This window comes from Sphingomonas sp. PR090111-T3T-6A, assembly GCF_000383095.1.
Classification (GTDB): Bacteria; Pseudomonadota; Alphaproteobacteria; order Sphingomonadales; family Sphingomonadaceae; genus Solisphingomonas.
In genome coordinates this window covers 40,569-54,418 of the sequence record NZ_AORL01000025.1, presented here as the reverse complement: position 1 = coordinate 54,418, position 13,850 = coordinate 40,569, and the positions used below count along the sequence as shown (strand labels likewise).

Annotated in this window: 14 protein-coding genes; 5 read left to right on the top strand and 9 right to left on the bottom strand. The window is 69.4% G+C overall.

The window, feature by feature from the left end:
- Positions 1-15: 15 nt before the first annotated feature.
- Positions 16-1,530: an exodeoxyribonuclease VII large subunit gene (xseA, locus tag ST3T6A_RS0118670; protein ID WP_019834482.1), complete on the bottom strand. Its 1,515-nt coding sequence runs from the start codon at positions 1,528-1,530 to the stop codon at positions 16-18.
- Here xseA and purD point away from each other — a divergent pair.
- The gene (gene purD / locus ST3T6A_RS0118665; RefSeq protein WP_019834481.1) at positions 1,529-2,797 is read left to right on the top strand and encodes a phosphoribosylamine--glycine ligase; all 1,269 of its coding nucleotides are present in this window, start codon (positions 1,529-1,531) and stop codon (positions 2,795-2,797) included. The genes xseA and purD overlap by 2 nt on opposite strands.
- A 60-nt stretch (positions 2,798-2,857) precedes the next feature.
- Complete coding sequence (locus ST3T6A_RS0118660) at positions 2,858-3,361, top strand: hypothetical protein (RefSeq protein ID WP_019834480.1); 504 nt, start codon at positions 2,858-2,860, stop codon at positions 3,359-3,361.
- On the opposite strand, the gene ST3T6A_RS0118655 is transcribed toward ST3T6A_RS0118660, so the two are convergent.
- Together ST3T6A_RS0118655 and ST3T6A_RS0118650 are read right to left on the bottom strand one after the other, a co-directional pair.
- Positions 3,358-4,686, bottom strand: coding sequence for a hemolysin family protein (locus ST3T6A_RS0118655; protein ID WP_019834479.1), 1,329 nt, complete (start codon positions 4,684-4,686; stop codon positions 3,358-3,360). The genes ST3T6A_RS0118660 and ST3T6A_RS0118655 overlap by 4 nt on opposite strands.
- Before the next feature lie 73 nt (positions 4,687-4,759).
- Positions 4,760-6,370, bottom strand: a complete 1,611-nt coding sequence (locus ST3T6A_RS0118650) for a tetratricopeptide repeat-containing sulfotransferase family protein (RefSeq protein WP_019834478.1) — start codon at positions 6,368-6,370, stop codon at positions 4,760-4,762.
- Positions 6,371-6,637: 267 nt separating this feature from the next.
- On the opposite strand from ST3T6A_RS0118650, the gene ST3T6A_RS0118645 reads away from it, so the two are divergent.
- The gene (locus ST3T6A_RS0118645) at positions 6,638-7,627 is read left to right on the top strand and encodes an aspartyl/asparaginyl beta-hydroxylase domain-containing protein (RefSeq protein WP_019834477.1); all 990 of its coding nucleotides are present in this window, start codon (positions 6,638-6,640) and stop codon (positions 7,625-7,627) included.
- Between the two features lie 4 nt (positions 7,628-7,631).
- Here the strand turns inward: ST3T6A_RS0118645 and ST3T6A_RS0118640 are convergent, their stop codons facing one another.
- From ST3T6A_RS0118640 to ST3T6A_RS0118630, 3 genes are all read right to left on the bottom strand, one after another.
- Positions 7,632-8,087 carry a nucleoside deaminase gene (locus tag ST3T6A_RS0118640; protein ID WP_019834476.1) on the bottom strand — a complete coding sequence of 152 codons (456 nt, stop codon included), beginning with the start codon at positions 8,085-8,087 and terminating at the stop codon, positions 7,632-7,634.
- Between the two features lie 74 nt (positions 8,088-8,161).
- Positions 8,162-8,386 carry a hypothetical protein gene (locus ST3T6A_RS0118635; RefSeq protein WP_019834475.1) on the bottom strand — a complete coding sequence of 75 codons (225 nt, stop codon included), beginning with the start codon at positions 8,384-8,386 and terminating at the stop codon, positions 8,162-8,164.
- A 61-nt stretch (positions 8,387-8,447) separates the two neighbouring features.
- A complete protein-coding gene (locus tag ST3T6A_RS0118630) occupies positions 8,448-8,732 on the bottom strand; it encodes a YciI family protein (RefSeq protein WP_019834474.1) in 285 nt (94 codons plus the stop codon).
- 101 nt (positions 8,733-8,833) lie between these two features.
- On the opposite strand from ST3T6A_RS0118630, the gene rpmB reads away from it, so the two are divergent.
- The gene (rpmB, locus tag ST3T6A_RS0118625; RefSeq protein WP_019834473.1) at positions 8,834-9,127 is read left to right on the top strand and encodes a 50S ribosomal protein L28; all 294 of its coding nucleotides are present in this window, start codon (positions 8,834-8,836) and stop codon (positions 9,125-9,127) included.
- Positions 9,128-9,217: 90 nt separating this feature from the next.
- On the opposite strand, the gene ST3T6A_RS0118620 is transcribed toward rpmB, so the two are convergent.
- The gene (locus ST3T6A_RS0118620; RefSeq protein ID WP_019834472.1) at positions 9,218-10,183 is read right to left on the bottom strand and encodes an esterase-like activity of phytase family protein; all 966 of its coding nucleotides are present in this window, start codon (positions 10,181-10,183) and stop codon (positions 9,218-9,220) included.
- Between the two features lie 178 nt (positions 10,184-10,361).
- On the opposite strand from ST3T6A_RS0118620, the gene ST3T6A_RS0118615 reads away from it, so the two are divergent.
- Positions 10,362-10,739 carry a glycine zipper 2TM domain-containing protein gene (locus ST3T6A_RS0118615; protein WP_019834471.1) on the top strand — a complete coding sequence of 126 codons (378 nt, stop codon included), beginning with the start codon at positions 10,362-10,364 and terminating at the stop codon, positions 10,737-10,739.
- Between the two features lie 99 nt (positions 10,740-10,838).
- Here the strand turns inward: ST3T6A_RS0118615 and cobT are convergent, their stop codons facing one another.
- Complete coding sequence (gene cobT, locus ST3T6A_RS0118610) at positions 10,839-12,677, bottom strand: cobaltochelatase subunit CobT (RefSeq protein WP_019834470.1); 1,839 nt, start codon at positions 12,675-12,677, stop codon at positions 10,839-10,841.
- A 155-nt stretch (positions 12,678-12,832) separates the two neighbouring features.
- Positions 12,833-13,837, bottom strand: a complete 1,005-nt coding sequence (cobS, locus tag ST3T6A_RS0118600; RefSeq protein ID WP_019834468.1) for a cobaltochelatase subunit CobS — start codon at positions 13,835-13,837, stop codon at positions 12,833-12,835.
- Between the last annotated feature and the right edge of the window lie 13 nt (positions 13,838-13,850).

Here is a 13,850-nt window from a genome sequence, read left to right as displayed (position 1 = left end):
TCCTGAAACCCCGATTTAGAACAGCTGCGGCTGAAGGGAAGGGTCGCGCGGCGGCCGGGGCTTCGGACGCGACGGCGGCGGCGCGTCGGTGGCGACGACGTTCACGCCGCCGTCAGCAAAGATCAGCCGCATCGCGCCGACCGCTTCCGCCTTCGCTGCGCTGTCGACGACATGCCCCTCGGCCTCGACCCGCGCATAGCCGCGCCGGAGCACGAGATCGGGGTTGAGGCTCTGCGCCACGCGCCACAGCGCGTCGAGCTTCGCGCGTGCCTCGGCCAGCCGTCCCGTCACCAGCGTCGGGCGGAGCGGCATCCGGTCGAGCTTGCGCGCCGCATCGGCCACGGGCACCGCCGCCGAGCGCGCGAGATCGCGGCCGAGCCGGTCCAGCGTCGCCCGCTCGCGCTCGACCCGCTGGCCGAGAAGGCGCGGCCGCAGCGCGCCTGCCGCATGGGCGAGGTCGCCGCGCGCCACCGCCAGCCGCTGCGACAGGGCGCGCGGCAGGCGCTCGCCGAGATCGTCGAGCTTCTGGCGCTGCGGCCCGAGCAGCGTATCGGGCGTCGGCAGCCGGCGCGCGGTCGCGGTGAAGCGCTCGGCCCCACGCTCATGATAGCGCCGCGCGCACCGCATCGAGCGATGGCCGAGCGTGTCGAGATAGCCGAGCAGCTCGGCCCGCACCGGCACCGCCATCTCGGCGGCGGCGGTCGGCGTCGGCGCGCGGCGGTCGGCGGCGAAGTCGCAGAGCGTGGTGTCGGTCTCGTGGCCCACCGCCGAGATGATCGGGATGGTGCAGGCGGCGACGGCGCGCACCACCACCTCCTCGTTGAACGCCCACAGATCCTCGATCGAGCCGCCGCCACGCGCGACGATGACGAGGTCGGGCCGGGGCAGGGGGCCGCCCTCCGCCATGGCGGAGAAGCCGTTGACCGCCGCCGCCACCTTCTCGGCCGCGCCCTCGCCCTGCACGGGCACGCCCCAGACCAGCACTTGGCTCGGGAAGCGGTCGGCGAGGCGGTGGAGGATGTCGCGGATCACCGCCCCCGTCGGCGAGGTCACGACGCCGATCACGCGCGGCACGAAGGGGAGGGCGACCTTGCGCTCCTCGTCGAACAGCCCTTCCGCGGCCAGCATCCGGCGGCGCTTGTCGAGCAGCGCCATCAGCGCGCCCTGACCCGCCAGCTCCATCCGGTCGATGATGATCTGGTATTTCGAGCGGCCGGGATAGGTGGTGAGCTTGCCCGTCGCGATCACCTCGATGCCGTCTTCGGGGCGGAAGCGGAGGCTCGCCGCCTGCCCCTTCCAGATCACGCCGTCGATCACCGCCTTGTCGTCCTTCAAGGCCATGTAGCAATGGCCCGAGACATGGCGCTTGAACCCCGAGATCTCGCCGCGCACGCGGACATGGCCGAAGCGATCCTCCACCGTCCGCTTGAGCGCGCCCGAGAGTTCGGAGACAGAGAGGGCGGGCGCGTTGTCGCCCGGCGTCTCGTCCGCTAGGAGCGCGCCGGTAGGGTAATCGGAAGGGGTGACCATGAACGTCCTGCTACTGGGCTCGGGAGGCCGCGAACATGCGCTTGCCTGGAAGCTGGCGCAATCGCCGCTCCTGGGGACGCTCTATGCCGCGCCGGGCAATCCGGGAATAGGGCATCATGCGGCACTGGTGCCGCTGCCGCTGAGCGATCAGGAAGCCATTGTCGATTTCGCCCGCGAGGCGGAGATCGATCTGGTCGTGATCGGCCCCGAGCAGCCGCTGGTCGAAGGCCTCGCCGACACGCTGCGCACCGCCGGCATCGCGGTGTTCGGCCCGTCGAAGGCGGCCGCCCGGCTCGAAGGGTCCAAGGGCTTCACCAAGGCGCTGTGCGACCGCGCGAACGTCCCCACCGCAGCTTATGCGAGCTTCACCAACGCGGCCGAGGCCAAGGGCGCGCTGCCGCGCTTCGGCCTGCCAGTGGTCATCAAGGCGGACGGGCTCGCGGCGGGCAAGGGCGTCATCATCGCCACCACCACGGCCGAAGCCGAAGCCGCGATCGACGACATGATCGGCGGCCGCTTCGGATCGGCGGGGGCGAGCCTCGTCATCGAGGAGTTTCTGGAGGGCGAGGAAGTCTCCTTCTTCGCGCTGTCCGACGGCAAGACCGTGCTCGCGCTGGGCTCCGCGCAGGATCACAAGCGCGTCGGCGACGGCGACACCGGCCCCAACACCGGCGGCATGGGCGCCTACTCGCCGACCCGCGCGCTCACCCCCGAGCTGGAAGCGCGCGTGATGGACGAGATCGTCCGCCCCTCGATCGCGGGGATGGCGGCGGCGGGCACGCCCTTCACCGGCGTGCTGTTCGCAGGCCTGATGCTGACGACGCATGGCCCCAAGCTCATCGAATATAATGTCCGCTTCGGCGATCCCGAATGCCAGGTGCTGATGATGCGCCTCGACGAGGATCTGCTGCCGCTGCTCCATGCCGCCGCGAGCGGCACGCTGGAGGATCGCCCGGTCCGCTGGAAGGATCAGGCCGCGCTCACCGTGGTGATGGCCGCCAACAACTATCCCGGCACGCCCGAGACGGGCGGCGCGATCAAGGGCGTCGATGCCGCCAAGGCGAGCGGCGCGCAGGTCTTCCACGCAGGCACCCGCGCCGAGGCCTCGGGGCTGGTCGCGGCCGGCGGGCGTGTGCTCGCCGTGACGGCGCTCGGCGACACCGTGGCGGAAGCGCAGGCGGCCGCCTATCGCGCGGTCGACGCCATCGACTTCCCGACCGGCTTCTGCCGCCGCGACATCGGCTGGCGCGAGATCGCGCGGGGCTGAGGTTGCGCCCGGCGCATCGGCGCGGCAGTCTCGGGCAAAGCCATTCCAACGGGGTAGAGTATGTCCACTAGCACGCTCGTCATCATCGGCGCCGCGCTTGTCCTGCTGGTGCTTGTGCTGGTGCTGCTCGCGCGCACCGGCCGCAAGTCCGTCGAGGGGCCGGCCGACGACGGCATCGCCATGGTGAAGCCCGCGACCGAGCTGTCGCCCATCGCCACCGACGAACCGCTGCCCGAACCCGGCGCGCCGGCCACGACCACCGGCCTCGCCACCGCCGAACTGGCGCCGGCTCCCGTTCCCGTCGCCGAGGCGCCCGCCGGCCCGGCCGATCCGCTCACCCGCCTGAAGGGCCTCGGCCCCAAGGCGGAGGCGGCGCTGAACGCGCTCGGCGTCACCCGCTACGAGCAGATCGCGGCATGGAGCGAGGGCGACATTGCCCGCGTCGACGCGCAGATGGGCAATTTCAAGGGCCGCATCGTGCGTGATCGCTGGGTCGAGCAGGCGAAGTTCCTCGCCACCGGCGACGTCGCCGGCTTCGAGGCGACCTTCGGGAAGCTCGGCTAAGCCTCGACCGGACCGGCGCGGCGGCGGGGGCTCGCCAGCAACTTGTCGACGCGCCGGCCGTCCATGTCGACGATCTCGAAGCGCCAGTCGCCATAGTCGAAATGCTCGCCCGTCTCGGGCAGATGGCGCAGCACCGACAGGGCGAAGCCGGCGGCGGTCGCATAGTCGCGGTCCTCGGGCAGATCGATGCCCAGCCGCTCCGCCATCGCGTCGGCCGAGAGCGCACCCGAGACGAGGTGGCTGCCATCCTCGCGCTCGACCAGCGCGGGGTCGTGCCCCTCCTCCTGATCGGAGACGAAGGTGCCCGCGATCGCCGCGAGCAGGCCGCCCGGCGTCACCAGCCCGTCGAAATGGCCATATTCGTCATGGACCAGCGCCAGCGGCACCTCGGCGTCGCGCAGCACGGCGAGCGCGTCCATCGCATCCATGCGGTCGGGCACCGAGGGGACGGGGCGCATCATCGCGCGCAGATCGATCGACCGGCCCTCCATCAGCGCCATCAGCAGATCGCGCAGGCGCACCACGCCGACGATGCTGTCGACCGACCCTTCGGCCACCGGCAGGCGGCTGTGCTGCGTCTCGCCGACGATTTCGCGAATCTCGTCATGGCTGGCGTCGATGTCGATCCAGTCGACGTCGGTGCGCGGCGTCATCACCTCGCGCACGGGGCGGTCGGCGAGGCGCACCACGCCCGAGATGATCGCGCGCTCGCTCTCCTCGATCACGCCCGCCGACGAGGCCTCGGCGACGACGAGGTGCAGCTCCTCGGCCGTCACATGGTCGTCGCGCTCGCGTTCGAGGCCAATGAGCTGGAAGATCAGCAGGCTGGTCTTGTCAAGCAGCCAGACCACCGGCGCCGTCGCGCGCGCCAGCCACGCCATCGGCCGCGCCGCCACCGCCGCGATCGGCTCGGGCGCGCGCAGCGCGATCTGCTTGGGCACCAGCTCGCCCGCGATCAGCGAGATGTAGGTCGTCACCGCGATCACCAGCGCGAAGCCCAGATGCTCGGCCTGATTGTGGCCGATACCGGCATAAAGCTCCAGCCGCGCCGCGACCGGCCCACCCAGCGCCTCGCCCGAGAAAGCGCCCGACAGGATGGCGATCAGCGTGATGCCGATCTGCACGGTCGAGAGGAATTTGCCGGGGTCCTCGCGCAGGCGAAGGGCGATGCGGGGGCCGGCGCGTCCGGTGCGGGCCATCGCCTCCAGCCGCGCGCTGCGCGACGAGACGATCGCAAGCTCGCTCATCGCGAACAGTCCGTTCAGCACGATGAGCGCGAGGATGATGACGACGTCGATCCAGGGGAAGGGCATGAGCCGGGGCATGACGATGAAGCCCTAAGCCAGATCGGCATGGCTCCACAATGGGCAGCCGCGCTGGCGCCATGCGAACCCCGGATCAGTCCGCGTAACCGAAACGCTCCACCCATGGCTGCAGGATCGGCAGGACAGGCGCCAGTTGCGCGGCGTAGGGCCGCCACTGGCCTGTGCCATTGAACAGCCCCTTGCGAACCTGTCGCACGCTCGCCGTCGTCACGCCCCGCCGCATCGCCGTCTGCCGGAAATCATGGACGTCGGCCGCCCATTCGAGCCCGATGAACTTGCAGAGCCTTTGCGTGGTGCCGTCGAAATCGGAGACCAGATCATCGTAGCGCAGGATATGGACGTCCAGCGGCAGGCGTTCGAAGCAGGCCTCCATCAGCGTCATCAGGGCATCGTAGTGACGCGCGGCGCTTTCCAGATCGCTGAAGACATAGCCGGTGGGTGTGGCCGTGAAGTGCCGGCGAAAGCAGCTCCACACCACGTCGCGGGGATCGCGGCGCATGATGACGATGCGGGCATCGGGGAACAGCCGGGCGATGATCGGCAGGCTGATGCCCCTGATCGGATTCATGTCGATGAACGTCCGGCCGGAAACATCGACGTCCTGTGCCGCCACCGCCCTCCAATAGGCGGCGCGCAGTTCGTCCGCGCCGTGCTGGTCCAGCTCCCCCAGACGGGCGACGCCGTCCGCGCTGCCGAGCAGGGGCTCGGTCGCGATCATCGTCGGCTTTTCCTCGAGCGCAACCACATCGGGCAGGCTGGCGAGCACATTTTCCACCATCGTGGTGCCCGATCGCGGATAGCCCATCAGGAAGACATGGCGGCGGGCCCGGCCCGGCGTCTCGTCGGGGCGCAGGGGCGGCCAGGCGGCGGGCTCCAGTCCGATGACCTGGTCTTGCACATGATGGATCAGGGCGCGCTGCCCGCGCCGCTCGTCGCCGAACAGCGGCGCCATCATTCGCCGGTAAGAGGCCTGCGCCCGGACATAATGATCGAAGGCCGCGTCGGAATGGCCGAGGGCATGGCAGGCATCGCCCAGAAGGGTCCAAGACTGCACGAGGCCCGGTTCCGCCTCGGGCACCCGGCCCAGAAGGTTCTCGAGCCTCGAGCGCGCCTCATCGGGCCGGTCTTCCTCGATATCGACGGAGGCCACGGCATTCGCCGCGACGATGTTCACAGGATCGAGCGCCAGCGCCCGTTCCCCAAAATCGCGGGCCGCCGCCATGTCGCCGATGCGCGCCCCGGTATCGGCCATGCCGGCCCATGCCGAGGCCGATTGCGGATCGAGCCGGGCGGCCCGGCGATAGCTTTCCTGGGCGTCGCGATAGGCGTTGCGCGCATTGAGCGCGTGGCCCCGCTCCAGCCAGGTCGGCGCATGATCGAGCCCCCGCGCCACCATCGCGTCCAGAATTTCGAGCGCCCGATCCGGATGGCCGCTGCGCCGCCACACCGCCGCGATCTCCGACAGGATGGCGGGCTCGCCGGGCGCGAGCGACAAGGCCTTGGCCAGCATCCCGTGCGCGCCGGCCCAGTCGCCGAGATCCTCCCGGCGGATGGCGGCAAGCTGATAGACCAGTATCTCGGAATGCCCCTGGGCGATCGCCTGTTCGGCCAGGATGGAAGCCTGACGTATATCGCCGCGCGCCAGCGCAGCCTGAAGCTGTGCGCGTGCCTTCTTCTCGACCATCCATATATCCGCGGTGCCAGCTTCCCCCCGGCAGGCCTCGTCCTAGCGGGATCGCTGGAGCGCGAGAAGCCCCGATCGCCTCCTTGCGGTCCGGGGGGCGAGCGCTAGACTGATGCCATGGCATCGTCGCAATCCCACGCGTTGATACAATCGGGCATTGCCGCCCTCCAGGCTGGGGATGCGGCCCGCGCCCGACAGGTTTTCGAGGCGGCGATCGGAAAAGGGGAGGTCTCCCCTCAAGCCTGGCTCTATCTTTCCCACACCCTGATGCTGCTCGGCGACCACGCGGCGGCCGATCCCGCGCTGGACAGGGTGTTGGCGGCCGAACCGGCCAATCTCTACGCGCTCTGCATGAAGGGCGATGTCGCAGCGGCGCTTGGAGATGATCGGAAGGCCGCGAATTATTATCAGTTTGCGCTCGGCGGAGCGCCGGCCAGCGGCCTTTCCGCCGATCTGGTCGCCCGCCTCCAGGCTGCCCGGGCCGCGCTCGGAGCGCTCCAGCACCGATTCCGCCAGCGTCTGGACGACGTCATGGGCAGCTCGGCCGGCCCGCTTCCCGCCCGCTTCCGCGAAGCGATGGCGATCCTGAACGGCGAGGCGCAACCGTATCCGCAGCAGCCGACGAGCTTCTATTATCCCCGGCTCGCGCCCGTGCCCTTTTTCGAGACCGGACAATATGACTGGGCGGCGAACCTGGAAGCCGCGGCGCCCGCGATATGCGCGGAACTATGCTCCCTTCTCGAAGGGGAAGAGGGCTTCCAGCCCTATGTGCAGGCCGATCCGAACCGGCCGAATCGCGGCCATGCGCTGCTCGACGATCCCCGCTGGAGCGCCTTCCATCTCTGGCAGGACGGCCGGCCCGTGCCCGCCAATGCCGATCGCTGCCCCACAACGATGGCGATCCTGGCCGAGATGCCGATACCGCGGATCGAGGGGCGGTCCCCCATGGCCTTGTTCTCGCTGCTGCGGCCCCATACCCACATCCCCCCGCATACGGGCATGCTGAACACCCGCCTGATCTGCCACCTTCCCTTGATCGTGCCCGAGCATTGCCGCCTGCGCGTGGGCGCGGAGACGCGCAAGGTGGAGCGCTTCAAGGCCCTGCTGTTCGATGACAGCATCGAGCATGAGGCGTGGAACGACAGCGACGAGGTGCGCATCGTCCTGCTCTTCGAGGTATGGCGGCCGGACATCGAAGCCGAAGAGCGCGCGCTGCTGACGAGGATGTTCGAGACGGTCGTCGGTTACGGCCAGTAGGCCGTCAGGCCCGGCGCCCGGCAAAGAAATCCCGCAGCATCGTCGCCGATTCGATCTCGCCCAGCCCCGCATAGATTTCGGGGCGGTGATGGCAGGTCGGCTGGGTGAAGAATCGCGGCCCGTGCGCCACGGCGCCGCCCTTCTCGTCGCCCGCGCCATAATAGAGCCGGTCGATCCGCGCGTGCGCGATGGCGCCCGCGCACATCGCGCAGGGTTCCAGCGTCACCCACAGGTCGCAGCCGTCGAGCCGGCCGGTGCCGAGCTCGGCCAGCGCCATGCGGATCGCCTCCATCTCGGCGTGCGCGGTGGGGTCTCCGAGCGCGCGCATCCGGTTGGGGGCGACCGCGACGATGCCGCCGCCGCGCGTCACCACCGCGCCGACGGGCACTTCGCCCGCATCCGCCGCGCGGGCGGCGGCGTCGAGCGCGAGACGCATGGGTTCGGGAAGCGGAAAGGCCATGGACGCGGCCTTAACCGACCGGCGGCCGCGCGTCAGGCCTGTTGTGGGCCGCACGGCCGCGCAGGTGCATCGCCTCAGCGCGGCTTCTGAACGTTGACGGTGGGCACCGCCACCACCTCGTTCCTCTGCCCGACGCTGACATTGGCGGTCTTCACGTCGAACGCCGGCGCGGCGCCGCCCTTCACGTCGATCTTCGGCAGCTCGGCCGTGCGCGTCTGGCTGACATTGATATAGCCTAGCGAAATCGCCGCGATGCCGACCAGCACCACGATCACCAGCAGCATGAGGATGGCACGCATGACCTCAACCCTCTCCTATTTGGAACAGGGTCAACGTCCCGATGCGAAGGGCGGTTGCACGTTACGCCTGAGGAAAGACCTGCCGCCACGGCTCGACCGTCACCGAGGAGAAGAGGCCGGCCCCGGCATAGGGATCGGCATCGGCGAAGGCACGGGCGGCGGCGATGTCGTCGAACTCGGCGATGATGATCGAGCCCACCGGCTTGCCCGATTCGTCGTCGATCGGGCCGGCGGCGGTGATTCTCTCGACAATGGACCGCAGATGGTCGAGATGGCGCGGCCGCGTATCGGCGCGCAGACTGCCTGCATCGGCACGATCACGGGCAATAATGGCGAACTTCGGCATGGCGGGAGCTTCTCCTCGGGGTCTACGGGTTGACCGAACGGCCTGTGTCCACTAGGGACGCCGACTTTCCCGGCAACAGATTCTTTTTGGGACACGAAATCATGTCGCGCATCTGCGAGCTGACCGGCAAGGGCCGCCAGGTGGGACACAATGTCTCCCACGCCAACAACAAGACCAAGCGTACCTTCCTGCCGAACCTGCAGAATGTGACGCTGATTTCTGACACGCTCGGCCAGTCGGTCAAGCTCCGTGTCTCGACCCACGGCCTGCGCTCGGTCGAGCATAATGGCGGCCTCGACAACTGGCTGGTGAAGGCGTCGGACGGCGATCTCAGCCTGCGCGCCCGTCGCCTGAAGCGCGAGATCGTCAAGAAGAAGGCGGCCGCTGCCGCCTGATCCCGTCGGCCGGGTCCGCCCGGCCGGACGCTTCGCGAAAAAGGCCTGCGAACTTCGGTTCGGCAGGCCTTTTCGTGTGTCTGCGTGTCCTCAGATGCCAGCGGGCAACTCGAACGCCATCAGCAGCGTGCGCTCGGCGACGAAGTAATTGTCGTCCGACGCGATCCACAGCACCGTCCGGCCGCCCCGCGAATCGATCGCCAGCGCCTCCATATTGTCGACGGTGAGCGGCGGGCGGAGGAAGGCGACGGTCTTGCCCGTCACCACGCTGTCCTTCGCGATTCCCTTTGGATCGAGGATGGCGATCGCCGCCGAGAAGCCGCTCGTCACGCTGAACCGGCGATGGAGCACCACCACGCGCCCATCGGGCAGCTCGGCCGCGTCGGTGGGCGCGAAGCCCGGCCCCGGACCACGGTAGCCGAAGGGCACGGGCTTCGCGCCCTCCACCGGATCGCCGGGGAAGAGCAGCACCAGATGGCTGCCGTCCTTGCGCTTGCGCGTCTCGTCGAAGACGAGGAAACGGCCGTCGCGCAGCCGCACCATCGCCTCGGCGCCCTCATTGTGCGGCCATGAGTCCATCATCGGCGGCGCGGCATGGCCGTCGGCCGTCGCGAAGCCCTTGGTGTAGCGCCAGATCTGGTTACGCGTCTCGAATCCCGCCCAGACGTGGCCGGAGACCGGATCATAGGTGGAGGATTCGCTGTCCCGGTCCACCTTGCGCGTGCCGTCGCCGGGGCCATCGGGCAGCTCGCTCATCGCATAGTCGCCGACCGCGCCGGTGCGCCCGTCGAAGCGGAAGCGCGTCACCACGCCGCCGTCGCTCAGCATCACGAAATGCCCGTCCTGAAGCGTCATCGACGAGACGCCGCCGAATCGCCGGTCGCTTCCCTTCAGCACCCAGCCGCCGAGATAGCGCAGCTTCCCTGCCATCCGCTGCCCCGGATCGGCCGTATCGAGCGCGACCGGAGTCGCCGTCAGCCCCTCGGCCGCGGAACGGAAAGCCAGCGGAACCGGAGCGAGCGCGACCAGCGCGGCGAGGAAGGCAAGGCGATGCATCCTTGTCCTTCTAGCGGCGGCGCTGGCGCGGGGAAGCCGCCTTGATCCTGAACGGCGGCTAACGTCTATGTTCAGGCGCTTGTCACCCGGATCGTGTGAAAAGAAGCTCATCGGATGACCGCAGTGCCTGTCCAGGCCGAGTCGCGGTCGGGGGTTTGTCGAGTTGAGGAGGTTCGCCATGGCGCGTCGGGCGCTTTCGCTGAAAGTCATGAGTGCGCTGGTCGCGCTCTCGATGACGGCGGCCCCCTTTGCGGCCGATGCGCAATATTATGGCGGGCGGCACGACCGGGACGGCTGGAGCGAGCGTGAGTATCGCGACGGCGGCCCCGGCTATCGCGACGGGCGCGGCTATCGCGATGGGCCGGGCCGTCATGACAGGCGCGGCCGCCCCGACCGTCACCGCTGCCACGACGGCACCACCGGCACGATCATCGGCGCGATCGCCGGCGGCCTGCTCGGCAATGCGGTGGCCGGTTACGGGGACAGGACGGCCGGAACCATCATCGGCGGCGGCGTGGGCGCTCTGGCGGGCAACGCCGTCGGGCGAGACTGCTGAGGTTCAGGTTCGGCTGCTAGAAGGCGCCGCATCGGATCGCCTCGCGTTGCGTATCGAGGACGGAGGCCGGGTGGGCTAGCGCCCGGCCTCCACGCCCCGCTAGGCCGCTTCGTCGAACAGATCGGCGAGCTGGCCGACCATTGTACCCCCCAGTTGCTCTGCGTCCATGATCGTCACCGCGCGGCTGTAATAGCGCGTGACGTCATGGCCGATACCGATCGCCACGAGCTGCACCGGCGATCGCGTCTCGATCCAGTGGATCACCTGCCGGAGATGCTTCTCCAGATAGGAGCCGCTGTTGACGCTGAGCGTCGAGTCATCGACCGGCGCGCCGTCGGAGATCACCATCAGGATGCGCCGCTCCTCGGGCCGCGCGATCAGGCGGTGATGCGCCCAGAGCAGCGCCTCGCCGTCGATATTCTCCTTGAGCAGCCCCTCGCGCATCATCAGCCCGAGATTCTTGCGCGCGCGCCGCCAGGGATCGTCGGCATTCTTGTAGACGATATGCCGGAGGTCGTTGAGGCGCCCCGGCATCGGCGGACGCCCGGCGGCGAGCCACGCCTCGCGGCTCTGCCCGCCCTTCCACGCGCGGGTGGTGAAGCCGAGGATCTCGGTCTTCACCCCGCAGCGCTCCAGCGTGCGCGCGAGAATGTCGGCGCTGATCGCCGCGATCGAGATCGGCCGCCCGCGCATCGAGCCCGAATTGTCGATCAGCAGTGTGACCACCGTGTCGCGGAACTCCGTGTCACGCTCCACCTTGTAGGACAGCGACAGCATCGGGTTGACGATCACGCGGGCGAGCCGCGCGGCGTCGAGTATCCCTTCCTCCTGATCGAAATCCCACGAGCGGCTCTGCTGTGCCATCAGGCGGCGCTGGAGCCGGTTGGCGAGCTTGGTGACCGCGCCCTGCAAATGGGTGAGCTGCTGGTCGAGATAGGCCCGCAGCCGCGTCAGCTCCTCCTCGTCGCAGAGCGTCGCGGCATCGACCACCTCGTCGAAGCGGGTGGTGTAGGCCTGATAGTCGAACTGCGGTGACAGATCGGAGAGCGGGCGGTTGGGGCGGGCAGGGGCGGCCCCTTCCTCGCCATCGTCGCCGAGACCGCCTTCCTCCTCGGCCATCGAATCGCGCTCGGTCTCGCCTTCGTCCTGCTCGTCGGCCTCACCCTGATCGGCTTCCGAGCGGACATCCATCTTGTCCTGCGGGCCGGCGCCGTCGCCCTCGCGCTCCTCGTCGGTCTCGCCCTGCTGCTCGTCGTCCTGGCCTTCTTCCTCCTCGTCGCCCTCCTCGGGCTCCCATTCGGGAGGAAGCTCGGCCTCAACGAGCTGGAGGTCGTGGAGCAGCCTGGTGGCGAGCTGCGCGAAGGCGGACTGGTCGTCGAGCGCAAGGCCGAGCGCGTCGAGATCGGTGCCGGCCTTCTCCTCCACCCATTCGCGGACCAGCTCGAGGCCGCCCTTCGCGCGCTCGGGCACGGCTTGTCCGGTCAACCGCTCGCGCACCATCAGGCCGATGGCGGTCGACAGCGGCACTTCCTCGCGGGTGCGGGCGCGGACGATCGGATCGGCGCGCATCCGGGCCTCGAGCGCGGTGGTGAGGTTGGCGGCGATGCCGTCCATGCCGCGCGAGCCCAGCGCCTCGACGCGCGCCTGCTCGACCGCGTCGAACACCGCGCGCGCGATCGGATCGCCCGGCGCGGCGCGATTGTGGAGCAGCGCGTCGTGGTGTCTCAGGCGCAGCGCGAAGGCGTCCGCCGCACCGCGCGCCTCGGCCACCTGATCGGCGGGGAGGGTGCGGCCCGGCATCGGCACCTTGACCGTCTTGCCGCTCTGCACCGGCGTGTCCGCCGAATAGCCGAGTTCCACCTCGGGCTCGTGCGCGATCGCCCGCGTCGCGCCGGCCAGCGCGAGGCGGAAGGATTCGAGGGGGTTCTGCTCGGCCATCTACATCCTCCCCGGCACGGGGAGGGGGACCGCCGGCGAAGCCGGTGGCGGAGGGGTGATGCCGCCCGTGGCGAGGGTCATGCGCTCTTCCGGCGCGGACACCCCTCCACCGCTCTGCGAGCGGTCCCCCTCCCCATGCTGGGGAGGATGGCCGATCATCCCTTCCTCACCACGCTCTCGGGCAGATCCTTGCCGAACACGCGCTGATAATATTCGGCGATCAGCGAGCGCTCGGCCTCGTCGCAGCGGTTGAGGAAGCTCATGCGGAAGGCGGTGCCGACATCGCCGAAGATCAGCGCGTTCTGCGCCCAGGAGATCACGGTGCGCGGGCTCATCACGGTCGAGATGTCGCCGGCCATGAAGCCCTGACGCGTGAGATCGGCGACCTTCACCATGCGGTCGACCGTCTGCTTGCCGTCGACGCTGTCATATTCGCCCGACTTGGCGAGCACGATCCGCGCCTCGGTGGCCGCGGGCAGATAGTTGAGCGTGACCACGATGTTCCAGCGGTCCATCTGGCCCTGATTGATCTGCTGGGTGCCGTGGTAGAGGCCCGATGTGTCGCCGAGGCCCACCGTGTTGGCGGTCGCGAACAGGCGGAACCACGGGTTGGCGCGGATCACGCGATTCTGGTCGAGCAGGGTGAGCTTGCCCTCCGCCTCCAGCACGCGCTGGATCACGAACATCACGTCCGGGCGGCCGGCGTCATATTCGTCGAACACCAGCGCCGTCGGCGTCTGGAGCGCCCACGGCAGCAGGCCCTCGCGGAACTCGGTCACCTGCTTGCCGTCGCGCAGCACGATGGCGTCGCGGCCGATCAGGTCGATACGGCTGACATGCGCGTCGAGGTTGATGCGGATGCACGGCCAGTTCAAGCGCGCCGCCACCTGCTCGATGTGCGACGACTTACCCGTGCCGTGATAGCCCTGCACCATCACGCGGCGGTTGTGCGCGAAGCCGGCGAGGATGGCCGTCGTCGTCTCCGGGTCGAACACATAGGCCGGATCGAGATCGGGCACGCGCTCGTCGGCTTCGGAGAAGGCGGGCACCTCCATGTCCGAATCGAGCCCGAACAGGTCGCGCACCTTCACCATCTTGTCGGGGGCGGCGAGCAGCGTGTCGCTGCGGGCGTCGGGCTGGATGTTGGGGATGTCGGCCATTGCGTGTCGAACC